Here is a 23,918-nt window from a genome sequence, read left to right as displayed (position 1 = left end):
GTTTCACAGAGGTTTTTTTGTGTTTCACGGACTTTCCATCCGCTATTGCACGAATAATGATGTACTTTCTTTTGTTTTTTGGTTAATAGAGGATTTATTGTCCGGTAAACTTCTGAAGACTGCCGCTTTTGTACAAATAAGGGCCTTTTTGTCCGCTTTTGAAAAGGTTCCGGACATCTATTCCGTTATTTGCGTTTCACTTTCTTATTCAATAAAAAAGAGCAGCATCTCTGCTACTCCTTGTCTTTGCTTGGCAACGTCCTACTCTCACAGGGGGACAGCCCCCAACTACCATCGGCGCTGAAGAGCTTAACTTCCGTGTTCGGAATGGGAACGGGTGTGACCTCTTCGCTATCGTCACCAAACATATTATATTTGAGGATTGTTCCCTCAAAACTAGATAACAAGCATTCATATTCAACTGTAGTATTTTGTCCACCTTCCACTCCTAGACTCTCGAGATCAAATAACCTTCCTCCTCCGGAAGTCTATCGACTTCTTCGTCGGAAGAACATTTGCTCATCGAGTCTGAACAGTCGTGTCAGGTTTTCTACTTGGTTAAGTCCTCGATCGATTAGTATTCGTCAGCTCCACATGTCGCCATGCTTCCACCTCGAACCTATCTACCTCATCATCTCTGAGGGATCTTACTTACTTAAAGTAATGGGAAATCTCATCTTGAGGGGGGCTTCATGCTTAGATGCTTTCAGCACTTATCCCGTCCACACATAGCTACCCAGCGATGCTCTTGGCAGAACAACTGGTACACCAGCGGTGTGTCCATCCCGGTCCTCTCGTACTAAGGACAGCTCCTCTCAAATTTCCGACGCCCACGACGGATAGGGACCGAACTGTCTCACGACGTTCTGAACCCAGCTCGCGTACCGCTTTAATGGGCGAACAGCCCAACCCTTGGGACCGACTACAGCCCCAGGATGCGATGAGCCGACATCGAGGTGCCAAACCTCCCCGTCGATGTGGACTCTTGGGGGAGATAAGCCTGTTATCCCCGGGGTAGCTTTTATCCGTTGAGCGATGGCCCTTCCATGCGGAACCACCGGATCACTAAGCCCGACTTTCGTCCCTGCTCGACTTGTAGGTCTCGCAGTCAAGCTCCCTTGTGCCTTTACACTCTACGAATGATTTCCAACCATTCTGAGGGAACCTTTGGGCGCCTCCGTTACTCTTTAGGAGGCGACCGCCCCAGTCAAACTGCCCACCTGACACTGTCTCCCGCCCCGATCAGGGGCGCGGGTTAGAATTTCAATACAGCCAGGGTAGTATCCCACCGATGCCTCCACCGAAGCTGGCGCTCCGGCTTCTCAGGCTCCTACCTATCCTGTACAAGCTGTACCAAAATTCAATATCAGGTTGCAGTAAAGCTCCACGGGGTCTTTCCGTCCTGTCGCGGGTAACCTGCATCTTCACAGGTACTATGATTTCACCGAGTCTCTCGTTGAGACAGTGCCCAAATCGTTACACCTTTCGTGCGGGTCAGAACTTACCTGACAAGGAATTTCGCTACCTTAGGACCGTTATAGTTACGGCCGCCGTTTACTGGGGCTTCGATTCAAAGCTTCTCCGAAAAGGATAACCTCTCCTCTTAACCTTCCAGCACCGGGCAGGTGTCAGCCCCTATACTTCGCCTTGCGGCTTCGCAGAGACCTGTGTTTTTGCTAAACAGTCGCTTGGGCCTATTCACTGCGGCTCTCTCGCGCTTGCACGCTATCAGAGCACCCCTTCTCCCGAAGTTACGGGGTCATTTTGCCGAGTTCCTTAACGAGAGTTCTCTCGCGCATCTTAGGATTCTCTCCTCGCCTACCTGTGTCGGTTTGCGGTACGGGCACCTTCTACCTCGCTAGAAGCTTTTCTTGGCAGTGTGGAATCAGGAACTTCGGTACTATATTTCCCTCGCCATCACAGCTCAGCTTATGTGGTAAGCGGATTTGCCTACTTACCAGCCTAACTGCTTGGACGCGCATATCCAACAGCGCGCTTACCCTATCCTCCTGCGTCCCTCCATTGCTCAAACGGTAAAGAGGTGGTACAGGAATATCAACCTGTTGGCCATCGCCTACGCCTTTCGGCCTCGGCTTAGGTCCCGACTAACCCTGAGCGGACGAGCCTTCCTCAGGAAACCTTAGGCTTTCGATGGACAAGATTCTCACTTGTCTTTTCGCTACTCACACCGGCATTCTCACTTCTAAGCGCTCCACTAGTCCTTCCGGTCTAGCTTCAAAGCCCTTAGAACGCTCCCCTACCACTGACACGTAAGTGTCAATCCACAGCTTCGGTGATACGTTTAGCCCCGTTACATTTTCGGCGCAGAGTCACTCGACCAGTGAGCTATTACGCACTCTTTAAATGGTGGCTGCTTCTAAGCCAACATCCTGGTTGTCTAAGCAACTCCACATCCTTTGCCACTTAACGTATACTTTGGGACCTTAGCTGGTGATCTGGGCTGTTTCCCTCTTGACCACGGACCTTATCACTCGTAGTCTGACTCCTAAGGATAAGTCTTTGGCATTCGGAGTTTGACTGAATTCGGTAACCCGATGGGGGCCCCTAGTCCAATCAGTGCTCTACCTCCAAGACTCTTACCTTAAGGCTAGCCCTAAAGCTATTTCGGGGAGAACCAGCTATCTCCAAGTTCGATTGGAATTTCTCCGCTACCCACACCTCATCCCCGCACTTTTCAACGTGCGTGGGTTCGGGCCTCCATCCAGTGTTACCTGGACTTCACCCTGGACATGGGTAGATCACCTGGTTTCGGGTCTACGACCACGTACTACAATCGCCCTATTCAGACTCGCTTTCGCTGCGGCTCCGTCTCTTCGACTTAACCTTGCACGGGATCGTAACTCGCCGGTTCATTCTACAAAAGGCACGCTGTCACCCATAAATGGGCTCCAACTACTTGTAGGCACACGGTTTCAGGATCTCTTTCACTCCCCTTCCGGGGTGCTTTTCACCTTTCCCTCACGGTACTGGTTCACTATCGGTCACTAGGGAGTATTTAGCCTTGGGAGATGGTCCTCCCAGCTTCCGACGGGATTTCACGTGTCCCGCCGTACTCAGGATCCACTCAAGAGAGAACGAAGTTTCAGCTACAGGGCTGTTACCTTCTTCGGCTGGTCTTTCCAAACCACTTCACCTACTTCGTTCCTTTGTAACTCCGTATAGAGTGTCCTACAACCCCAAGAGGCAAGCCTCTTGGTTTGGGCTTCTTCCGTTTCGCTCGCCGCTACTCAGGAAATCGCGTTTGCTTTCTCTTCCTCCGGGTACTTAGATGTTTCAGTTCCCCGGGTCTGCCTTCAGTACCCTATGTATTCAGGTATAGATCCTGTTCCATTACGAACAGTGGGTTTCCCCATTCGGAAATCTCCGGATCAAAGCTTACTTACAGCTCCCCGAAGCATATCGGTGTTAGTCCCGTCCTTCATCGGCTCCTAGTGCCAAGGCATTCACCGTGCGCCCTTATTCACTTAACCTAAGATGATCTTAATCATCAAGATTTTAATAAGAACTTTTCTACAGTAAATATGAATGTTATTGCTATCTAGTTTTCAAAGAACAATATAGAGAGAATGCTCTCTCAAAACTAAACAAAATGTCTAAGCGCGTCTTCGTAATTCTTCCTTAGAAAGGAGGTGATCCAGCCGCACCTTCCGATACGGCTACCTTGTTACGACTTCACCCCAATCATCTGTCCCACCTTAGGCGGCTGGCTCCAAAAGGTTACCCCACCGACTTCGGGTGTTACAAACTCTCGTGGTGTGACGGGCGGTGTGTACAAGGCCCGGGAACGTATTCACCGCGGCATGCTGATCCGCGATTACTAGCGATTCCAGCTTCATGTAGGCGAGTTGCAGCCTACAATCCGAACTGAGAATGGCTTTATGGGATTGGCTCAACCTCGCGGTCTCGCAACCCTTTGTACCATCCATTGTAGCACGTGTGTAGCCCAGGTCATAAGGGGCATGATGATTTGACGTCATCCCCACCTTCCTCCGGTTTGTCACCGGCAGTCTCCTTAGAGTGCCCAACTGAATGCTGGCAACTAAGGACAAGGGTTGCGCTCGTTGCGGGACTTAACCCAACATCTCACGACACGAGCTGACGACAACCATGCACCACCTGTCACTCTGTCCCCCGAAGGGGAACCTTCTATCTCTAGAAGTAGCAGAGGATGTCAAGACCTGGTAAGGTTCTTCGCGTTGCTTCGAATTAAACCACATGCTCCACCGCTTGTGCGGGCCCCCGTCAATTCCTTTGAGTTTCAGTCTTGCGACCGTACTCCCCAGGCGGAGTGCTTAATGCGTTAGCTGCAGCACTGAAGGGCGGAAACCCTCCAACACTTAGCACTCATCGTTTACGGCGTGGACTACCAGGGTATCTAATCCTGTTCGCTCCCCACGCTTTCGCGCCTCAGCGTCAGTTACAGACCAGAGAGTCGCCTTCGCCACTGGTGTTCCTCCACATCTCTACGCATTTCACCGCTACACGTGGAATTCCACTCTCCTCTTCTGCACTCAAGTTTCCCAGTTTCCAATGACCCTCCCCGGTTGAGCCGGGGGCTTTCACATCAGACTTAAGAAACCGCCTGCGCGCGCTTTACGCCCAATAATTCCGGACAACGCTTGCCACCTACGTATTACCGCGGCTGCTGGCACGTAGTTAGCCGTGGCTTTCTGGTTAGGTACCGTCAAGGTACCAGCAGTTAACTGGTACGTGTTCTTCCCTAACAACAGAGCTTTACGACCCGAAGGCCTTCATCGCTCACGCGGCGTTGCTCCGTCAGACTTTCGTCCATTGCGGAAGATTCCCTACTGCTGCCTCCCGTAGGAGTCTGGGCCGTGTCTCAGTCCCAGTGTGGCCGATCACCCTCTCAGGTCGGCTACGCATCGTCGCCTTGGTGAGCCGTTACCTCACCAACTAGCTAATGCGCCGCGGGCCCATCTGTAAGTGATAGCCGAAACCATCTTTTATTCTCAAACCATGTGGTTCAAGAGATTATCCGGTATTAGCTCCGGTTTCCCGAAGTTATCCCAGTCTTACAGGCAGGTTGCCCACGTGTTACTCACCCGTCCGCCGCTGAATCAGAGGAGCAAGCTCCTCGTCATCCGCTCGACTTGCATGTATTAGGCACGCCGCCAGCGTTCGTCCTGAGCCAGGATCAAACTCTCCGAAAAGGGTTTGATTGCTCAAACTAATATACTGACTTGGTTGTTGAACTTAGTTCAACTTGTTTTGCACGCTTGACATTTTGTTTAGTTTTCAAAGGACATTTTTATGGTGGGCCTGAATGGACTTGAACCATCGACCTCACGCTTATCAGGCGTGCGCTCTAACCAGCTGAGCTACAGGCCCGAATACACATCTTATAAATGGAGCGGGTGATGGGAATCGAACCCACGACATCAGCTTGGAAGGCTGAGGTTTTACCACTAAACTACACCCGCAATCTATTAAGTTCCGACTGGTCGGGAAGACAGGATTCGAACCTGCGACCCCTTGGTCCCAAACCAAGTGCTCTACCAAGCTGAGCTACTTCCCGTTTTCAACAATATAAATGGCGCGCCCGACAGGAGTCGAACCCATAACCTTCTGATCCGTAGTCAGACGCTCTATCCAATTGAGCTACGGGCGCATCTATTAAAGCAACTTTTATATAATAACACACATCTTAATGTATATCAAGTCTTTTTTTGGTGCGGCCGAGAGGACTTGAACCTCCACGGGGTTGCCCCCACTAGGCCCTCAACCTAGCGCGTCTGCCATTCCGCCACGACCGCATTCGTAGGTTTAGAAAACAAAAGACACTGCAATAACAGCGACTTTATTAGTTTAACTCATATTTAATTAAAAGTCAATGGTGCGGGTGGAGGGACTTGAACCCCCACGCCATAGGCGCTAGATCCTAAGTCTAGTGCGTCTGCCAATTCCGCCACACCCGCATAATGGTGAGCCATGAAGGATTCGAACCTTCGACCCTCTGATTAAAAGTCAGATGCTCTACCGACTGAGCTAATGGCTCGTACTATTAATTTGATGCTTATTTATAAAATGGCTGGGCTAGCTGGATTCGAACCAGCGCATGACGGAGTCAAAGTCCGTTGCCTTACCGCTTGGCTATAGCCCAACAATACTATGGCGGTTCCGACGGGGATCGAACCCGCGATCTCCTGCGTGACAGGCAGGCATGTTAACCACTACACCACGGAACCAATTTTTATGGTGGAGGATGACGGGATCGAACCGCCGACCCCCTGCTTGTAAGGCAGGTGCTCTCCCAGCTGAGCTAATCCTCCAAGTATGATTAATTATCAAATGACCCGTACGGGATTCGAACCCGTGTTACCGCCGTGAAAGGGCGGTGTCTTAACCGCTTGACCAACGGGCCATAACAAATGATGAGTGGCGGAGAAGGAGGGATTTGAACCCTCGCGCCGGTTACCCGACCTACACCCTTAGCAGGGGCGCCTCTTCAGCCACTTGAGTACTTCTCCGCTTTGGCTCCACAGGCAGGATTCGAACCTGCGACCGATCGGTTAACAGCCGATAGCTCTACCACTGAGCTACTGTGGAATAATTGTGACGACGTTGACTATATTACAATATGTTGTTTTGATTGTCAAGAGACTTTTTAGAAATCTAAATGTTTTCACAGTGCTTGTCTCAGCGACTTTTATAATATAACATAAATTATTTTTTGTCGTCAACATCCTTTTATAATTGAATTTTTTTTAATTTACCTTTACATCTACCACATACATAGCGACTAACATCCACTCGCTTTTTTCTTTCGAATATATGGTGACATGTAATACATTGATAAGAATGTTTTAGTTCTAATCTTCGTTTCTTTACCATTGTGAGTGGTTTACAAAACCTTGGAGCATCAACTTGCTTTAAAAGCAATCTAAAATCAGAATCTCTGTGTTGATATCCTTTCCCCTCAAGATGTAAATGATAGTGACATAGCTCATGTTTAATAATTCCTTTAATAGCTTCTAAACCTTGTTCTTCAAAATATTTTGGATTGATTTCAATATCATGTGTTTTTAAGAGATACCGGCCACCTGTTGTTCGTAATCTCTTATTAAAACGAGCTGAATGTTTAAAAGGTTTCCCAAAAAAACTAAGTGAAAGTTCTTCGCATAGTGATTGTAAGTGTATTTCATCCATATATTATTGCCCCAACTTCATATTAATTATTTTCCTATACTTAATTTTAACATAAATATTTATAACCAACTCAACTCTTATTACCATTAATACTACATTATTCTTTAAAATGGTTTGCACATTATACCTACTTCCTGCATACACTATGTAATACCTTAGAAGGCTTAAAAAGCTAAAGGAGGTAATCAACATGCCATATTGGTTAGTTAAACAGTTAAAGCAGGCCTACCATGATAAAAATAGATATCAAATTAAATTACTTAATCAATGCTGGTTTTTTTATAGAAAAAAGCACTGCTCATAAAAAACAGTGCTTTTTTAATTCGCTATTGTGGTGGTAGCATCGTTAAAGCCACTCGGCCTTTCTTTTGATCGACGTCCTCTACCCAGACTTTAACCACATCACCGACTGAAACAATGTCCATCGGATGTTTTACAAATTGCCTACTTAATTTGGATATATGAACTAATCCATCTTGCTTAACTCCTATATCTATGAACGCGCCAAAGTCCACAACATTTCGAATTGTACCTTCTAATTCCATACCTCTTTTTAAATCTTCCAATTGCAGTATATCTTTCTTTAAAAGCGGCGTTGGCACTTCATCACGCGGGTCACGTTCAGGTCGAATTAACGAATCAATAATATCCCTTAATGTTGGTTCACCAATATTAATTTCCTTCGCTAATTTCGGGAGGTCTACGTTAGATAAAGCATCTTTTAATTTATCGGAACCAAGATCATTAGTTGAACATCCGACTTTTTCCAAAAGGCGAATAGTCTCATCATAGCTTTCTGGGTGGATTGATGTACGATCTAGTGGGTGATTTCCATCAACTATTCTTAAAAATCCAATACATTGTTCGTAAGTTTTAGCTCCCAATCGAGGGATCTTTTTTAATTGACCTCGATTTAAAAATTTCCCTTCTGATTCGCGCTGATTTACAATGTTTGTCGCTACAGTTTTAGATAAACCCGCTACATATTGCAATAAAGAAGATGATGCAGTATTTACATTAACACCGACTTGGTTTACTACCGTTTCAACAACAAAACTTAAAGATCCCGATAATTTCTTCTGTGAAACATCATGCTGATATTGTCCAACTCCGATTGACTTTGGGTCAATTTTCACTAGTTCAGCTAACGGGTCTTGCAATCTCCTTGCAATCGACACAGCACTTCTTTCCTCTACCTGCAAATTAGGAAACTCTTCACGCGCAAGATCTGACGCAGAATATACACTTGCACCCGCTTCGTTAACGATCAAATAGTAAATTTCACGATCAGTTTCTTTAAGCAATTCCGCGATGAATTGTTCAGTTTCACGAGATGCAGTTCCATTTCCAATTGCAATGATTTCTATCGGAAATTCTTTGAGTAGCGCTGCCGCTTTTTCCTTTGCTTCCGCTGGTTTTGCTTTAGGTGGATGCGGATAGATCACATCCTTTTTCAAAAACTTTCCCGTCTCATCAACGACAGCAAGCTTACAACCTGTCCGATAAGCAGGGTCAACACCTAACACCATTTTTCCTTTTAAAGGTGGTTGTAATAATAGGTTTCTTAAATTTTCGGAAAATATATGTATTGCTTGGTCTTCAGCCTTTTCAGTTAAAGTATTACGGATTTCACGTTCAATTGAAGGCTGAATCAAGCGCTTATATGAATCCTCAATCGCCGTATCTAACTGTCCAATTGCAACAGTACTTTTTCCTTTAATAATTTCTTTTGTTAAGTAATTAAGAATATTTTCTTGCGGAGGATCAACCGTAACCTTTAATACATCTTCCTTTTCACCACGATTTAGTGCTAGAACACGGTGTGGTACCACTTTTAGTACTGGTTCCTCGTACTCATAATACATTTCATATACATTCTTTTCATCTTTTTCTTGGTCTTTAACAACCGATTGTAATTTCCCTCTTTTGAATGTTTCATTTCTAATCCATTCTCTAAATGGAGCTGAATCTGATATATACTCTGCAATAATATCTCTAGCTCCAGCTAAGGCATCTTCTTCAGTTAATACTTCCTTTTCCTCATTCAAGTACTTTCTCGCTTCATCTTCCACGTTTCCTTGAGTAGGTAGACTATACATCCATTCAGCCAGAGGCTCAAGTCCTTTTTCTTTTGCAATAGTAGCTTTTGTTCTGCGTTTCTGTTTATATGGTCGATATAAATCCTCGATTTGTTGGAGAATTACCGCTTGTTCAATATCCTTTTTTAGCTCCTCAGTTAACTTACCTTGTTCGTCAATTAACCGAATAACTTCTTCTTTTCTTTTTTCAAGATTTTGTGCATACTCCCACTTTTCAGTAATAGAGCGAATCTGCACTTCATCAAGTCCGTTTGTTCGTTCCTTTCGATATCGTGCAATAAAGGGAACTGTGTTTCCTTCCTCTATTAGCGCAATAACATTCTGAATTTGCTTTGTAGAAATACCTAAACTCTTTGCAATATTATTAATAATAAAGTTATCTCTTTCGGTCATTTTGTCTCCACCTATCGTTTTAACATATTCTATTGTACATTTTACCAAATAATTTAAGTAAACACCTAACAACACTAGTAGGAGCTTTTCTTCAGAAAAGCTCCTGCCAAAGCCTTGAATAAATCTTTAAATGTGCTGAAAATGAAAAATGAGAAATGGTATCCTACACAGTAATTAATTTTGTGGATTCCGAACTTAAAATCGGATGAATAATAATAGAACATTTGGGGATATCATAAAAAAATAAAAATAGTGGGCTCAGTTTATTAAGTAATCTTATATAGTCAAAGAATTTTATTATACTCTTGGGATTCGTGTTGGATGAGTTCTCTTAGTTTCTTCAAAGCTCTCCGTTGCAAACGTGATACATGCATTTGTGAAATATTTAATTTTTCGCCCGTTTCTTTTTGACTCAAATTTTCGAAGTAAGTTAACCTTAAAATGTCCCGCTCTCTCTCACTTAGTACGCTTAAGATTTTTTCAACTAGCATAGAACGGTCTATATTTTGATATCCAATTTCATGTTCACCAATGAGATCTAATAGCGTAACGCTGCCACCCTCATAATCGCTCTCTATTTTACTATCAACCGAAAGTGCTCGATAACTTTTACTCATTTCCATCGTTTCTAATATTTCTTCTTCTGAAACATTTAAATATTGTGCTATTTCTTCAACTTTCGGTGAGCGCTGTAGTTCTTCTGTCAGTAGCTCAACGGATTTTTTTAACTTCGGGCCCAGTTCCTTAACTCTTCTTGGAACATGCACGCTCCATGTTTTGTCACGAATAAACCTTTTAATTTCACCAAGAATGGTTGGAATTGCAAATGACTCAAAATTCCCACCATAATTTTGATCAAACCTACGAATTGCACCTAGCAAACCTATCATGCCAACCTGGACTAAGTCCTCATGTATATTTTTCCCTTTAGAGTATTTCCGCGCGAGTGATTCAACTAATTTTTTATAGTGATTTACAAGTAAGGTTTGCACATCTTCATCTTCGTGCTCTTGATATTGTTTAATCCAGTTATAAACACACTCGTTATGATTGGGAGGATGAGACTGTGTCGTCACCAGGGTCCACCTCATCTCTACTAAGGTGCTTTGTCATGACTAAGACAACGCCGCCAGCTTGATTATTAAATGAAACATCATCCATTAGAGTCTCAATGAGATATAAACCCAAACCGCCCTCACGCATATTTTCAATTGGTGTCGCGCGATCGTACGGTCCATTGTTATGTGAGATGTCGTTTAAATTAAAGCTTTTACCGTTATCTGCCACTATTATCTCTAACCTAGCATGATGAACTACAAATCCTAATACCACCTCTCCTTCTTCGCTCTCATGATAAGCATGTTGTATAGCATTCGTAGTCGCTTCCGAGATCGCTACCTTTATGTCCTCAATTTCATCGTAAGTAAACCCCATGCGGCTTGCGATACCTGATACCGTCAGCCTGATTACCCCTACATACTCCGATTTTGCAGGAATTTTCATTTCTATGAAGTCGAACGACTTCTTCATTACATTTCACCTCTTATGTCTGCCGTCTCTATATCAATTATTTCTGATAAGCCTGTGATTTGAAATAGCCGCTCCACTCGTTCCGTTAATCCGACTAATTTTAATGAACATCCATGTCTCCGGCACGACTTCAACGCACCGATAAAAACTCCAAGTCCAGTACTATCCATATAGCGAACACCAGATAAATGAACAACTACATTCATTTCTTCCTGCTCTGTTAATGGTATTAATACTTCACGAAGTTTAGGAGCTGTATATGCATCAACTTCTCCTACTATACTCAGAACTTGATCATTCCCAATTTTTTTATTATCAATTTTTAAGTTCATTTTTTCTAGCACCCTCTTTCGTACCCTTATAAAGGGGGTTACCCTCTATTATGTAACACTAAACCCTTCTTCTTAAAATAATTAGTGTGAAATCATCCGTAAGCTTGTAAGAACCCGAATCATGTAATTCACTATAGATATTATTTACAATATCTTGAGATGGGAGGTGAATATATTTTTTTATTAAGCCTGCAACCTCTTCTCTTGTAATAAATCGATTTCCAATTCTGCATTCTGTTAAGCCATCCGTTAATAAAACGATCATGTCACCTGGTAAAACGTTTCTTTCATATTCCTCATATAAAGTTTTAGAAACACCAAGCACAAGTCCCTTTGTTTTTAACTCTTCAAACTGATCTGATTCAGCATGATAATAAAATCCCGGTTCATGTCCGGCAGAAGAATATCTGAACTTATGTGCTGCTGAATCATAGATTCCATAGAACATTGTGATAAACATACTGCTATCAACATTCTGCTCTACAATTCGGTTTAAGTTTTCAAGTACATACCTTGGTGTCATCCTCGTTTCAGGCAAACTATCCATTGAATACTTAATCATCGACATACAAAGCGCTGCAGGAATTCCTTTTCCGATGACATCGGCAACTGCAACACTGACACTACCATTCTCATCCTGGACAAAATGATAATAGTCACCATTCATCTGCCTTGCCGGTCTACTAATCGCACCGATGTCTAAGGACTCAACCGTCGGCCATTCTGACCTCAATAAAGTTTGTTGCATATTTGCAGCAACTTGTATTTCTGATTGCAGCTCTGATTGTTGGTACCGAAGATTAAGTAACTCACGATACGCTTCTCCATAACCCGTCATTACTTTAAGTAAAAAATCAAAGGAGTCTTGAACATAGGGTGCTACTTCTTGTAGATCCTTTAAAGAGGAAATATGCACTTTTATCACTTCTTCTGGTGACACCTTGGTTTCAATTAAATGGCGGCTTAATTTTTGTCCTTTGTATAAAATGCTTTTATCTCGACTGTTAATATATTGCATTAAATATTGTTTATATTCATGTTTCCAACGATTGGCGTACACCACATCTCCCCCTATAGGAACTATATATATGTCTTCAACACTGTTAAATACCACTGCTATTATAAAAGCACAAGCACTTGTGTTTCCCCTATTTCGGGCGACACCCCTTCTAAAAGACGTTACAATGGGTAGGCAGTGAAAATCCGAGCTCCCTGCACCCCACTTATAAGCACAACCTGAAGCCGTTTTCTTGAAATATTAACATAATATCCCCAATTATTATTTCATTTTTTTAATATTTGCGCAATTTATAAACCAAAATTGCAAAAAAATACGATATCACCATTAGGTCATATCGAGGAATTTTAATCTTATTATATTGTCCTCATGTAAAAAAAAGACCAGTGTAAGTTATCTGGTCCCTGCATTAAAAGATTTGTATGATACCATAAATCAGTTCGATTATACGAGTTAAAAGGCTGTTTTCTAGTACAGTCGGTCACCCAATTAAAAAAAGCCGCCTCATTCGCTATGAAGCCGCTATTTTTAGTAATATACGTATTTAATGATAATCCTTGATATACCCCGGTACTATCATACTTAAACCCTGGAAGCGTCATAAAAGGACCTTATTAAAAATCAATAAGACCAATGCTAATTTGGAGTGCGTCATCAACTTTACTCATCATGCCCTCATCTAGATGCGTGATTTTATCCGTAAGTCGTTGTTTGTCAATTGTACGAATTTGCTCTAGTAAAATAACAGAGTCACGTTCAAATCCATATTTTTCCGCGTTAATTTCCACATGCGTAGGTAGCTTCGCTTTTTGAATTTGGGCTGTGATAGCTGCAACAATAACTGTGGGACTAAATCGATTCCCGATATCATTTTGGATGACCAGTACAGGGCGAACGCCTCCTTGTTCCGAGCCGACAACAGGGGAAAGGTCAGCAAAATAAACGTCGCCACGTTTAACAATCAAATCATTACACCCCGCTAACTAAGCGTTCTAAGGTATTTTCCGCTTCCTCCTCAGCAAGAAACGCTTCTGATGCGATGTTTAGATTGATTTTAGCCATTTCCATATATCCGCGTCTCATCGTTTCGCGAATTTGTCGTTTTCTACGTTCTCTGAGGTACATTTTCGTTGCTTGATAAATAAATTCATTACGATTACTGTCCTCCTGCTTTAGAAAACCATCAACTTCGTTAATAAGAGCTTGGGGTAATCGAACCAAGATTTCTTGTGTACTTTCAGACACAAATAACACCTCCGCCATCAACTGCACAACAAATTTTATAACAAGATCAATTCTATACCACATTAATAATACCACTCTACAAGATGTATTGCAAAATGAAATTAATTATTACAGATTTTAGTATTTACCAATGTATTAGATTTTTTACATAAAATTTCTACTTTATTGATGAACAAGAAAAACCTGTAAGATCTCACATCACAAACTTTACTACACTACTCCTAGAAATAAACAGATTTAGTTATTGTTTCTCACATAAACACGGGGAACTCTAGACGTAATGATACAAGGTATTTCATAATTAATAGTATCTAATTGTTTTGCAACATCATCGACACTAATCGTATGTTTACCTTGTTCACCAATCAATGTAACATCTGTTCCTACAGGAAGTTCTTTCGGCAATCGAACCATCATTTGGTCCATGCAAATTCTTCCGACGATTGGGCAAAATTCTCCATCTACGAGAACATTAGCATATTTTAATTTACGTATCCACCCATCAGCATATCCAATTGGGATTGTTCCTATCCATTCATTTTTTTTCGTTTCATAGGTCGAGCCATAACTAATTTTTTCACCAACACCTAATCGCTTAATATGAACCAGTTTACTCTTTAATGAGAAGGCCTCTTTTAGCTGAAATGGTAGTTGATTTTTAATATCAGGCGAAGGTGTCAAACCATACATCGCAATACCGAAACGAACTGCATTAAAAGTTTTTTCAGGAAAACGCAAGCCTGTTGCACTGTTTGCACAATGAATCAATAATTGATTTCTCTTGTGTTCTTTTACCCATTCTAAGAACTTTACAAACCTATTATATTGCTCATGAAAATATGACAAGTCTAATTCATCAGCAGTTGCAAAATGAGTAAATACCCCAGTCATTACAAACTGCGGGTGCTCTTTAATATACTTTAAGAAAGCATCCAGTTCGGCCTTTTCTCTAACACCAATACGTCCCATCCCTGTATCCAATTTTAAGTGGAAGTTAACATAAGAATTAGCGTTTAAATAAGAACCGGCCACTTCTAACCATTCACGTTGGAATACAGTCAGTGTTATATTTTGCTGTTGCGCAATCTGAACGTCCTGAGGTCGCGTCCAACCTAAAACTAAAATAGGTGCTAAAATCCCATTTGCTCTGAGCTCTAACGCCTCATCTAAAAGTGCAACTGCGAGCCAATTTGCACCTGCTGCTAATGCTGTTTCCGCAACTTGAACCGCACCATGTCCATAGCCATTCGCTTTTACTACAGCAATGATATCCGTCTCAGATGGAAGGTGCTTTTTCATATTCGTTACATTTTCATAAATACAGTCAAGATTAACTTCAACCCATGTATCACGATAATACGGTAGTTCCACTACTCTCTTCCCCCACACCATATAGGTTTAAATGTAACTTCGATTTTAAATGATTTTATTTATTTGTCAATTATCCTATGCACAGTTAGGAAGATGGAACTAAACGCCAGTACAAAAACAAAACAGATACCATTGATTTATTTTTTCAGATAAAATAAAGGCTCAGATTATAGACCTGAGCCGAAATTTGAAAGGATTTTTATTTAATAGATTGACCTTGAACAGAGCGAGCAATTTCAGCCATTTCCGCCTGTGTTAAATCTTTTGATGCTAAATAATAATCAACGCCACCATATGTCCATGAAATAGCATTTTCAGTCATTGCACCAACTGTAAATCCTAAATCAATTGGCTCACCGTCTACGAAAATCGGATTACTAGCTGGTAATACTGAAGAAACTTCTTCAAATAATGTGAATGACTTTTCTCCCGCATATGTTAATACAATACGCTCTCCATTTTCAGTAGCTACTTTCTTTTCTTCAATTAGTTCCATTCCAAGCGTTGATTCTGGATATAAAACCATTAGATTTGCATCCGCAGGCTGTGCCATTGTTGGAGTATCCATTTCAGCACCTGTTTTATTTTTCTCTAAATCAAATGCGTCAGCATCAAATTGTGCATCAAATTCAAATCCTGTAAAATCTACTTGCACTAATGGTTGCATATCTTGGTCCATCACTTTTACCATTACAGGCGTTAAATCTTTCTTATTAATCGTTATCTCTTGAACTGGAAGTGTTTTGTTATTTTGATAATTTGTTTTTGTTGTAAATACGTATTCATTCTCAGTTGAAGCAAATTGTGTTTCAGCATCATTTAATATATCGCTAACTAGTGACTGATAAAGATAGGCTTGACTGCTGTTTTCTGGCCAATCGCTTTGAAAACGGAAACTTTTATTTAATGCTGGTGTAATAACAAATACACCTTCTTTATTACGAAGAATCATTTGGCTCTGCTCCTTGTTATCACTCTTTAAGTGAACACGATAGAAGTCAGGCGCTTTATGGGCAATATCTATATTATATTCTTGTGGTTCATTACCAGTCTGTAATGTTAATGTAGCATTAGCTTTATAGCCTGACATCTCCTCGATTTTTTTGTTAAGTGCTTTCTTTACATCCTCCTGACTTTTTTCGCCACAAGCCGTTAATCCAATGATGAGTAAAAGTCCTAAAAGTACGAGTGTAAAGCTTTTCTTCATTTCCTCAACCCCTTTGTCTCATTTCGGACAAAGAAGGGAACCAGATAAGCTTAAAAGAATGTACGAAATACTAGAGGAAGTGCATTTATTACATCCGTAGCTAGAACATCAACCATCGAATGGTTTTGAGCTACTAACTCCTCAGCCGCTTTTCCATGAACATATACTGCATTGCTAATGGCTTCTTGAAGATTTGAATGGCCCATTACAAAAGCAAGGATTATTCCCGTTAATACATCACCTGTACCGCCTTTAGCTAAAGCGGGATTGCCAGTCGTGTTTATATATTGTTCTCCCGATGGTGTTGTTACAATTGAATAAGGCCCTTTCAATACAAGGAAGACCCCATATTCCATTGCAAACTTGCGCGAATACTCAAACCGGTTTTGCTCTAGCTCTTTTACTGAGAAGTTCAGTAGACGTGCCATTTCTCCTGAGTGAGGAGTTAAAACCGTTGGAGCAAGTCGTTGCTTTAACTTTTCTTTAAGTTTTGGAGAAGTTAAATAAAACAAACCATCAGCATCGACAATTAATGGAGCCTGAAATGTATCGAGTAATTCCGAAAGGATTATCTCTCCACCCTTTTCACGTCCCATCCCTGGACCAAAAGCAATTGAGTTAAATTTAGACAAGTCCAGTCCAATTTCCCCACTGAAGTAACCCAACTCTGATGACCAAGGCGAAAACATAGCTTCCACAACCTGACTAGCTACAGTTGAATGAATAACATCTGGAATTGCTAGTGTAATAAGACCTCCCCCAGCACGTAGCGATGCTTTGGTTGTCAAAATAGGTGCTCCGGACATTGAATTGGAACCACCAATAATTAGGCCCTTTCCATAATCACCTTTATGCGATGAAGATGATCGAAGTGGAATTGAATTACATACATCTTGTTTTGTCCAACATTTCCGCATAGTTTCTACACTTTCAGAAGCTTTAGGTGGAATACCAATAGAAACCACTTCCAGCTCGCCATAAAAATCACGAGCAGGGAACGTAAATGCACTAAGCTTAGGTAGATGCAATGTAATCGTTACATTAGCCTTAAACGCTAGTTCAATTGGTTGATTTCCATCCGCAGTAACCCCGCTAGGAATATCAACTGATAATTTAACTGCATCGCATTCATTACAAGCAGCGATTACTTCCTGATAAGGAGATTTAAGATTTCCCTTTAAACCAATTCCTAGCATAGCATCAATGATTACATCATAGTTTTGTAAACATTGTACAGTAGTAAATGGTTTAACAGTATAGCCTGAACGTTCTAATGCAGTTAAATGAACAAGCGCATCGCCAGTGATTTTTTCCTTTTTCGGAATTAACACTGCATCCACATTAAATCCTAAACTTTTTAAGACTCTTGTAATTACAAAACCATCTCCACCATTATTGCCAGTACCAATTAATATTAAGATTTTATCGCCTTCGTTTAAATAATCTAAGGCTTTTCGAGTAAAAGCTTGGCCGGCATTTTCCATCAACAAAATTCCAGGTATACCAATTTCGTTCATAGTAAAGCGGTCGATTTCGTACAATTCATTTGCAGTTACGATTTGCAAAGTGTGTTCCCTCCTACCGCACTAAAAATATATGAGACAACTTATCGCAATATGCAGACTAGCTATGCCAAGCTGTCGACAAATAAGGTTTTTTTTTATAAAAGTTCAATAATAACCTGTCCTAGCGCGTATTCTTTCGAATGTGTAATTGATAGATGAATTTTTTCTTCACTTAAATTTGATTGTGTAACCGGCTTTCCAAATTCATCTGGCAGTACCTCAATATCTTGAAAACTTAAGTTTTTCCCTATACCTGTTCCTTTTGCTTTCGCAAAAGCCTCCTTAACCGCAAATCGACCCGCCAAAAATTCTACTTGGCGTGAAACTGATAGTTTCCCGTAAATTTCAAGTTCTTTATTTGTTAATATTCTCTCGGGGAATTTTGGTTGTCGTTCTATTATTTTTTTCATTCGGTTCAATTCGACAATATCTATGCCAATTCCTTTAATCATTGTAATGTTCCTTTCTTCTATTTAACGCTAATTAACAATATAATAGTAATAACTGTAATAAAAGTATACCAAAGGAGATTTATGTATGTTTATTCGCAATGAGAGTTTTCGATCGTTTGTTCAATATTATCCTATTGTTACTTTGCTTGTGGCAACAAATTTAATTTTATGGCTAGTTACGTCTTTCGTTCCCGGGGGCGATCTACTTTTACGATTAGGAATTGGCTCAAATATGGATGTTTACCACGGGGAGTACTGGCGCCTTATTACCCCGATATTTTTACATGGTAGTTTTGGACATCTTTTATTTAATTCGTTTTCCTTAATTTTATTTGGCCCAGCGCTTGAAGTTATGCTCAAGAAATTTAAATTTATTATTCTTTACTTTGTAGGGGGTGCATTGGCTAACATCGGTACTTTTTTTGTAGCACCAATTAATTATCTCCACCTCGGATCATCTAGTGCAATATTTAGCTTATTTGGAATTTATGTATATATGGTCATTTACCGCAAGGACTTAATCGACAGAATGAGTTCCCAAATTATCATTACCATCTTAGTTGTGGGATTCGCCATGACTATTTTCAGATCTAATATTAATATATTTGCTCATATTTTTGGCTTACTAGGCGGGGCAGCACTTGGTCCTATTTTACTTAGAAAATTGTAAGTCGCTCTAGGCCGACATGGGCTAACATGATATTGGCTTTTTTTCAAAAAACTAAGAACCAGTGAATTTTAGTACCTTGGATTAATGCCTTATCCAAGGTTTTTTTGTTCTAAGTTTTCGCGATCGTTAACGTCTTAGAATAAACTATTTTAATTAGTAGGGTAACATGTATAGTATCAAAAGACGATGAAGAGTCTTTACACCCAATTTCCTCTCGACTAACCCCTTCATACACCCGATGAAGAGGTTTCCCACCTGATTTTCCCTCGACAAACCCCTTCATGCACTCGATGAAGAGGTTTTTCACCCGATTTTCTCTCGACAAACCCCTTCATGCACTCGATGAAGAGGTTTTTCACCCGATTTTCTCTCGACAAACCCCTTCATGCAACCGATGAAGAGGTTTGATACCCGATTTCCACTCACTTAACCCCTTCATGCACCCGATGAAGGGATTTGGCACTAAATCACTACCCTAACGTAAAAAAACGCTCCCATAGGCAGCGCTCTTTCCACATTTAATGCATTATAAAACTAGATTGATCTATAAATTCTACTTCACTTTTATTTTTTAAGTCTTGCACTAATTGAAATAGTGCTTTGTCTTTTTGTTTTGCCTCTATCATACAGTCTATTTCGTTAACACTACCCTTTATTTCGTTTAAAAATTCCATGAACATCTCCGCGTCTATATAATCAGCATGATGTCGAAATTGCTTTTCACTTTTTGGGCTTGAAATATGCATTTTAATTGGTAGCTCAGAGTGCGCCCATGTTCCAACTATTCGCTCCCAATCGCCAATCCAATTATTTTCCTCATGATTGGCCAAATGATGATGATAATCGAAAACTAATGGTATCCCAAGTTTTTGACATAAATACAATGTATCCTGAACTTGAAAAGATGTATCATCATTTTCAAGCATAATTAAATCTTGAACTCTCCGTGGAATCTGACCCCAGTTTAGGATAAATTGTTCCAGTGCTTTCTCCTTGTCTTTATATGCTCCTCCAACATGAAGAACACACCGGTGAACAGGGTTAATCCCCATACCTTTTAAAAGTTTTTTATGCATTACCAAAGTTTTTAATGAATTATTTAGAACATCGACTTTTGTTGAGTTAAGCAATACAAAATGATCAGGATGGAAGTCTACTCTCATTGGATTTTTGTTTAAAAAAACTTTAATTTCATGAAGAGAATCTTTTAAGGGCTCCATAAAATCCCAATCGGATATTTCTTCATGATTTGCTAACGGAATTAACCTAGAACTTAAACGGAAAAAATGTATATCATGCGCGAGATTATGTTTGAGAAGTCTCAGGCAATTTTCTATATTGGATTGTGCAATACGTTCTAACTTCCTAATAGCGGCTTCACGGTCTGGAATCTTTGCAAATTGCGCATATGTCATTGTTTGTGAAGGCGAGCAATTTTTGACTACCATACTCATGGCTACGTACCCTAATCTAACAATGGTCAAAGCCATACACCCACTTTATTTTTTAGGATTAGTATGGCTTTTACCTTTGGTCAGTATGTGGGAACAATTTTATCTTATTAACTTGCTCTATAATTTATTTTTACTGTTCTTGTTTCATTTGGACCAATAACCGATGTACAATTCGGACATTTTACCGCTCGGGCAGGGATATTTGTAAAACATTGCTCGCATAATTTTGTAGCTACAGATGAGAGTGGCATTTTTCTTAATTTATTCATTTGACGAATAAAAAGAAAGGCAGTTGCAGCCACAATACAAAAGTGTAAAATTGAATCTAAAAACACTCCATAATTTATTGTAATGGCCCCAGCTGCTTGGGCATCCTTTAATGAGGAGTAGGTTGTGCCAGATAAATTGATATATAAATTAGAAAAACTCACCTTCCCCAAAAGCATAGCAAGCGGCGGTGTAAAAATGTCTGTAACAAAGGAATCGACAATTTTTCCGAAAGCTGTACCGATAATGACTCCTATTCCCATATCCATTACGCTTCCCTTAATTGCAAATTCTCTAAATTCCTTTATAACCTTCACATTAACCTCCTAAAGATATACTACAAGTATTTTAGCTAATTTATATGTGAATAGATTTATCCGTATACATTTTAATTCGACCTATATATACATATATAAAATAAAAAAACTGCTACACCAGGATGGATGCAACAGTTTTGTGATCTTACTTATTTTTATTATATGTTTTCTTGCGAGGTCCACTTGAGCCACCTGCTGCTTTACCAACTGGCGGACGTGGTCTGCCACTGCGTTGGTAGCTCGTTTTAGCTCTAGGTTTGCCACCATCGCGCTGATATCGATTATCACGAGACCGATTATTGTCACGTCTTCGTTCTTTTGCAATAATCGGTGCTTCTGCAGTTAATTCAACCGGTGTCATATCAGGTTCTTTTGTTAATAACTTTAAAGCAGCTGCAACAACTGTTACGGAATCATACTCATCTAATAAGTCCTCTGCTAAATGCTTATAGTATGAAATGTTTTCGTTTTTAATTGTTGTTTGTAACTTATCAGATGTAATTTGCTTTTGACCTTCTAACGCATCGTCCATCGACGGTACAGGCTTACGCACCATACTCTTTTTAGTTGTACGCTCAATATTTTTCAATTGGCCAATTTCACGTGGTGTCACAAAAGTATAGGCTAGACCTTGTTTACCTGCGCGGCCGGTTCGCCCAATTCTATGTACATAGCTTTCAGGATCCTGTGGAATATCGAAGTTGTAAACATGTGTTACACCTGAAATATCTAATCCACGAGCAGCAACATCTGTTGCAACTAGTACTTCAATTTTCCCAGTTTTAAATTTCTTTAACACAGAAGAGCGTTTTGCTTGTGTTAAATCACCATGGATACCTTCTGCGGCATAACCACGTGAATTTAATGCTTCACTTAGCTCATCTACACGTCGCTTTGTTCGACCAAAAATAATCGCCAATTCAGGTGATTCCATATCTAATAGACGCGTAAGAACATCGAACTTTTTCTTTTCTTGAATTTCAATGTAATACTGCTCAATATTCGGAACAGTCATTTCTTTTGCCTTAACCTTTACTAAAACTGGGTCAGACATAAAGTTTTCTGCTATCTTTCTAATTGGGTCTGGCATTGTTGCTGAAAACAACAACGTTTGACGTTCCTCAGGTACTTCTTTAAGAATTGACTCAATATCTTCAATGAAACCCATGTTCAACATTTCATCAGCTTCATCCAATACGACAATTCGAATACTTTGAAGACGTATCGTCTTTCTGTTAATATGATCGATTAAACGACCAGGTGTACCAACAATTATTTGCGGCCTATTTTTCAAAGCACGAATTTGGCGATTAATGTCTTGACCACCGTAAATCGGTAATACTTTAATTCCATTAAACCGTCCGATTTTATTTAACTCTTCTGCAACTTGAATAGCCAATTCCCTCGTTGGCGCTACAACAATTCCTTGGATGTTCGGATTATTTGTTTCAATTCTATCGATCATCGGTATACCAAACGCAGCTGTTTTACCAGTACCGGTTTGAGCTTGTCCGATTAAATCTTTACCTTGTAACGTTACCGGAATCGTCTCGGCTTGGATCGGCGTTGCCTCCTCGAAACCCATAGCCTGAATAGACTTCATTACTTTTTCACTTATTCCTAATTCATGAAACATCTTCATGTATTCATACTCCCTAACTTTCTACTTTTTGGCATTTTGACTAAAATCTTACCATACTTACTTTCTTTATGCAACAATGTAAATACTCTCCGAATCGTCATACAAACCATAAAACCATCAACTTTACAGTTAGTATAGACAAAACCACTAGCATAAACTCATTGTTTCTGTATATGTATAGTAAAGTTTTGAATGTGCACCCTATTTCTAAAATAGATAGGATTCATATACTTGAGGTGTTAGAATATACTAATAAACTATTAACATTCAAACAAGTAGGTGTGAATTAATGACAATTAAGTTTATTACAGATGGGGCCGCAGACTTACCTTTGGACTTTGTTGAAAAAAATAAAATTAAGGTTGTTCCTCTGAATATCCGCTTTGGTGAACAACAGTTTAAAACTGGCATTGATATAGATAATCAAACGTTCTATAAAATGATGAGAGAAACTGAAGAACTCCCTAAATCATCGTGCCCTTCACCACAGGACTTTCTAGCGGCTTACCTAGAGGTTCCTGAAGATCAGGCAATTATCGTTTTTGCCCTTTCCAAAAGTTTAAGTGGTACCTACGACAGTGCCGTATTAGCTAAAAGCATGCTGCTTGAGGATCAGCCATCTCGCCAAATTGAAGTTATTGATACGAAAACTGGTTCCTGTGGTCAAATTCTATTAATCCGCGAGGCGATTGAGCTAAGGGAAAAAGGTGCAGGTTTTGATGCGATTGTACTACATACAGAAAAGGCAATAGAAAAGACACAAACACTTATATTATTGGAAACACTTGAAAATGTAATAAAAGGCGGTAGACTTAGTAAAACAAAGGCTGCTATTGCAAACGCCTTAAATATTCGAATTATTTTAGGCGTTAGTAAAGAAGGTGCAATTGAAGTTAAAGAAAAAGTGCGAGGAAACAAAAAGGTTTTACGCCGTTTTATCGATCAAATAGATGAATATGGAAGTCATTTTGAAGAAAAGATTTTAACAATGACACATAGCAATTGCGAAGACAAAGCACTTAGCATATTAGGTGAACTTAAAGACCGCTATAAATTTAAAGAAACCATCCTTTCGGAAATGGGACCATTAATTGGAACTTATGCAGGCGAGGGCGGTATCGTTATTTCTTTTAAATCAAATTAACAGGTGATGTCATAAATATATGAC

The 23,918-nt window shown here is 40.4% G+C and carries 18 protein-coding genes, 13 tRNA genes and 3 rRNA genes; 3 read left to right on the top strand and 31 right to left on the bottom strand.

The window, feature by feature from the left end; all coding sequences use genetic code 11:
- Positions 1-248: 248 nt before the first annotated feature.
- From rrf to C1724_RS24535, 17 genes are all read right to left on the bottom strand, one after another.
- Positions 249-365 (bottom strand): 5S ribosomal RNA (gene rrf, locus C1724_RS24615).
- A 189-nt stretch (positions 366-554) separates the two neighbouring features.
- Positions 555-3,491: ribosomal RNA gene (locus tag C1724_RS24610) — 23S ribosomal RNA — on the bottom strand.
- A 152-nt stretch (positions 3,492-3,643) separates the two neighbouring features.
- Positions 3,644-5,192, bottom strand: a 16S ribosomal RNA gene (locus C1724_RS24605).
- The 16S, 23S and 5S rRNA genes sit together here with 13 tRNA genes alongside, the layout of an rRNA operon.
- Before the next feature lie 101 nt (positions 5,193-5,293).
- Positions 5,294-5,370: transfer RNA gene (locus C1724_RS24600), tRNA-Ile, on the bottom strand.
- Between the two features lie 18 nt (positions 5,371-5,388).
- A tRNA-Gly gene (locus C1724_RS24595) sits at positions 5,389-5,462 on the bottom strand.
- Positions 5,463-5,480: 18 nt separating this feature from the next.
- A tRNA-Pro gene (locus C1724_RS24590) sits at positions 5,481-5,557 on the bottom strand.
- A 16-nt stretch (positions 5,558-5,573) separates the two neighbouring features.
- Positions 5,574-5,650, bottom strand: a tRNA-Arg gene (locus C1724_RS24585).
- Between the two features lie 59 nt (positions 5,651-5,709).
- Positions 5,710-5,795 (bottom strand) — tRNA-Leu (locus C1724_RS24580).
- A 78-nt stretch (positions 5,796-5,873) separates the two neighbouring features.
- Positions 5,874-5,957: transfer RNA gene (locus tag C1724_RS24575), tRNA-Leu, on the bottom strand.
- 4 nt (positions 5,958-5,961) lie between these two features.
- Positions 5,962-6,037 (bottom strand) — tRNA-Lys (locus tag C1724_RS24570).
- Between the two features lie 30 nt (positions 6,038-6,067).
- A tRNA-Gln gene (locus C1724_RS24565) sits at positions 6,068-6,142 on the bottom strand.
- Positions 6,143-6,151: 9 nt separating this feature from the next.
- Positions 6,152-6,227: transfer RNA gene (locus C1724_RS24560), tRNA-Asp, on the bottom strand.
- An 8-nt stretch (positions 6,228-6,235) separates the two neighbouring features.
- Positions 6,236-6,311, bottom strand: a tRNA-Val gene (locus C1724_RS24555).
- Positions 6,312-6,331: 20 nt separating this feature from the next.
- Positions 6,332-6,403 (bottom strand) — tRNA-Glu (locus tag C1724_RS24550).
- Between the two features lie 15 nt (positions 6,404-6,418).
- Positions 6,419-6,509, bottom strand: a tRNA-Ser gene (locus tag C1724_RS24545).
- A 4-nt stretch (positions 6,510-6,513) separates the two neighbouring features.
- A tRNA-Asn gene (locus C1724_RS24540) sits at positions 6,514-6,588 on the bottom strand.
- Positions 6,589-6,729: 141 nt separating this feature from the next.
- Complete coding sequence (locus tag C1724_RS24535) at positions 6,730-7,188, bottom strand: SprT family protein (RefSeq protein WP_102349578.1); 459 nt, start codon at positions 7,186-7,188, stop codon at positions 6,730-6,732.
- Positions 7,189-7,378: 190 nt separating this feature from the next.
- Here C1724_RS24535 and cmpA point away from each other — a divergent pair, with 190 nt between their 5' ends.
- The gene (cmpA, locus tag C1724_RS24530) at positions 7,379-7,492 is read left to right on the top strand and encodes a cortex morphogenetic protein CmpA (RefSeq protein WP_102349576.1); all 114 of its coding nucleotides are present in this window, start codon (positions 7,379-7,381) and stop codon (positions 7,490-7,492) included.
- Between the two features lie 22 nt (positions 7,493-7,514).
- On the opposite strand, the gene C1724_RS24525 is transcribed toward cmpA, so the two are convergent.
- From C1724_RS24525 to acpS, 11 genes are all read right to left on the bottom strand, one after another.
- Positions 7,515-9,680: a Tex family protein gene (locus C1724_RS24525; RefSeq protein WP_102349574.1), complete on the bottom strand. Its 2,166-nt coding sequence runs from the start codon at positions 9,678-9,680 to the stop codon at positions 7,515-7,517.
- 284 nt (positions 9,681-9,964) lie between these two features.
- Positions 9,965-10,756, bottom strand: coding sequence for an RNA polymerase sigma factor SigB (gene sigB / locus C1724_RS24520; protein ID WP_258000521.1), 792 nt, complete (start codon positions 10,754-10,756; stop codon positions 9,965-9,967).
- Entirely contained in the window at positions 10,725-11,210 is a 486-nt protein-coding gene (rsbW, locus tag C1724_RS24515) for an anti-sigma B factor RsbW (protein WP_102349570.1), read from the bottom strand. The genes sigB and rsbW overlap by 32 nt, the downstream gene beginning before the upstream one ends.
- Positions 11,210-11,542, bottom strand: a complete 333-nt coding sequence (locus C1724_RS24510) for an anti-sigma factor antagonist (protein ID WP_102349568.1) — start codon at positions 11,540-11,542, stop codon at positions 11,210-11,212. The genes rsbW and C1724_RS24510 overlap by 1 nt, the downstream gene beginning before the upstream one ends.
- Before the next feature lie 58 nt (positions 11,543-11,600).
- A complete protein-coding gene (locus tag C1724_RS24505; protein ID WP_258000520.1) occupies positions 11,601-12,602 on the bottom strand; it encodes a PP2C family protein-serine/threonine phosphatase in 1,002 nt (333 codons plus the stop codon).
- A 572-nt stretch (positions 12,603-13,174) separates the two neighbouring features.
- Complete coding sequence (locus tag C1724_RS24500) at positions 13,175-13,525, bottom strand: type II toxin-antitoxin system PemK/MazF family toxin (RefSeq protein ID WP_102349566.1); 351 nt, start codon at positions 13,523-13,525, stop codon at positions 13,175-13,177.
- Between the two features lie 4 nt (positions 13,526-13,529).
- Positions 13,530-13,823 (bottom strand): CopG family ribbon-helix-helix protein, encoded by a 294-nt coding sequence (locus C1724_RS24495; protein WP_102349716.1) that lies wholly within the window; start codon positions 13,821-13,823, stop codon positions 13,530-13,532.
- A gap of 219 nt (positions 13,824-14,042) precedes the next feature.
- Complete coding sequence (gene alr / locus C1724_RS24490; RefSeq protein WP_258000519.1) at positions 14,043-15,176, bottom strand: alanine racemase; 1,134 nt, start codon at positions 15,174-15,176, stop codon at positions 14,043-14,045.
- A gap of 199 nt (positions 15,177-15,375) precedes the next feature.
- Positions 15,376-16,383, bottom strand: a complete 1,008-nt coding sequence (locus tag C1724_RS24485) for a LolA family protein (RefSeq protein ID WP_102349562.1) — start codon at positions 16,381-16,383, stop codon at positions 15,376-15,378.
- Positions 16,384-16,433: 50 nt separating this feature from the next.
- A complete protein-coding gene (locus tag C1724_RS24480) occupies positions 16,434-17,948 on the bottom strand; it encodes an NAD(P)H-hydrate dehydratase (protein ID WP_102349561.1) in 1,515 nt (504 codons plus the stop codon).
- Positions 17,949-18,043: 95 nt separating this feature from the next.
- On the bottom strand, positions 18,044-18,400 hold the full coding sequence (gene acpS, locus C1724_RS24475; RefSeq protein WP_102349559.1) for a holo-ACP synthase: 357 nt from the start codon (positions 18,398-18,400) through the stop codon (positions 18,044-18,046).
- 85 nt (positions 18,401-18,485) lie between these two features.
- Here acpS and C1724_RS24470 point away from each other — a divergent pair, with 85 nt between their 5' ends.
- Positions 18,486-19,070 carry a rhomboid family intramembrane serine protease gene (locus tag C1724_RS24470; protein ID WP_102349558.1) on the top strand — a complete coding sequence of 195 codons (585 nt, stop codon included), beginning with the start codon at positions 18,486-18,488 and terminating at the stop codon, positions 19,068-19,070.
- Between the two features lie 518 nt (positions 19,071-19,588).
- Here C1724_RS24470 and uvsE read toward each other — a convergent pair.
- The 3 genes from uvsE to C1724_RS24455 all read right to left on the bottom strand — a co-directional run bounded on the left by uvsE (position 19,589) and on the right by C1724_RS24455 (position 22,750).
- Positions 19,589-20,554, bottom strand: a complete 966-nt coding sequence (uvsE, locus tag C1724_RS24465; RefSeq protein ID WP_102349714.1) for a UV DNA damage repair endonuclease UvsE — start codon at positions 20,552-20,554, stop codon at positions 19,589-19,591.
- A gap of 77 nt (positions 20,555-20,631) precedes the next feature.
- On the bottom strand, positions 20,632-21,108 hold the full coding sequence (gene mscL, locus C1724_RS24460; protein ID WP_102349556.1) for a large conductance mechanosensitive channel protein MscL: 477 nt from the start codon (positions 21,106-21,108) through the stop codon (positions 20,632-20,634).
- Positions 21,109-21,253: 145 nt separating this feature from the next.
- Positions 21,254-22,750: a DEAD/DEAH box helicase gene (locus C1724_RS24455; protein WP_102349555.1), complete on the bottom strand. Its 1,497-nt coding sequence runs from the start codon at positions 22,748-22,750 to the stop codon at positions 21,254-21,256.
- A gap of 289 nt (positions 22,751-23,039) precedes the next feature.
- Between C1724_RS24455 and C1724_RS24450 the strand changes: the two genes are divergently transcribed.
- Positions 23,040-23,894 (top strand): DegV family protein, encoded by an 855-nt coding sequence (locus tag C1724_RS24450; protein WP_102349553.1) that lies wholly within the window; start codon positions 23,040-23,042, stop codon positions 23,892-23,894.
- Positions 23,895-23,918: the final 24 nt, after the last annotated feature.

This window comes from Bacillus sp. Marseille-P3661 (genome assembly GCF_900240995.1).
Classification (GTDB): Bacteria; Bacillota; Bacilli; order Bacillales; family Bacillaceae_J; genus OESV01.
The sequence above is the reverse complement of the archived record's forward strand: the minus strand, read 5'-3'. Positions and strand labels throughout refer to the sequence as shown.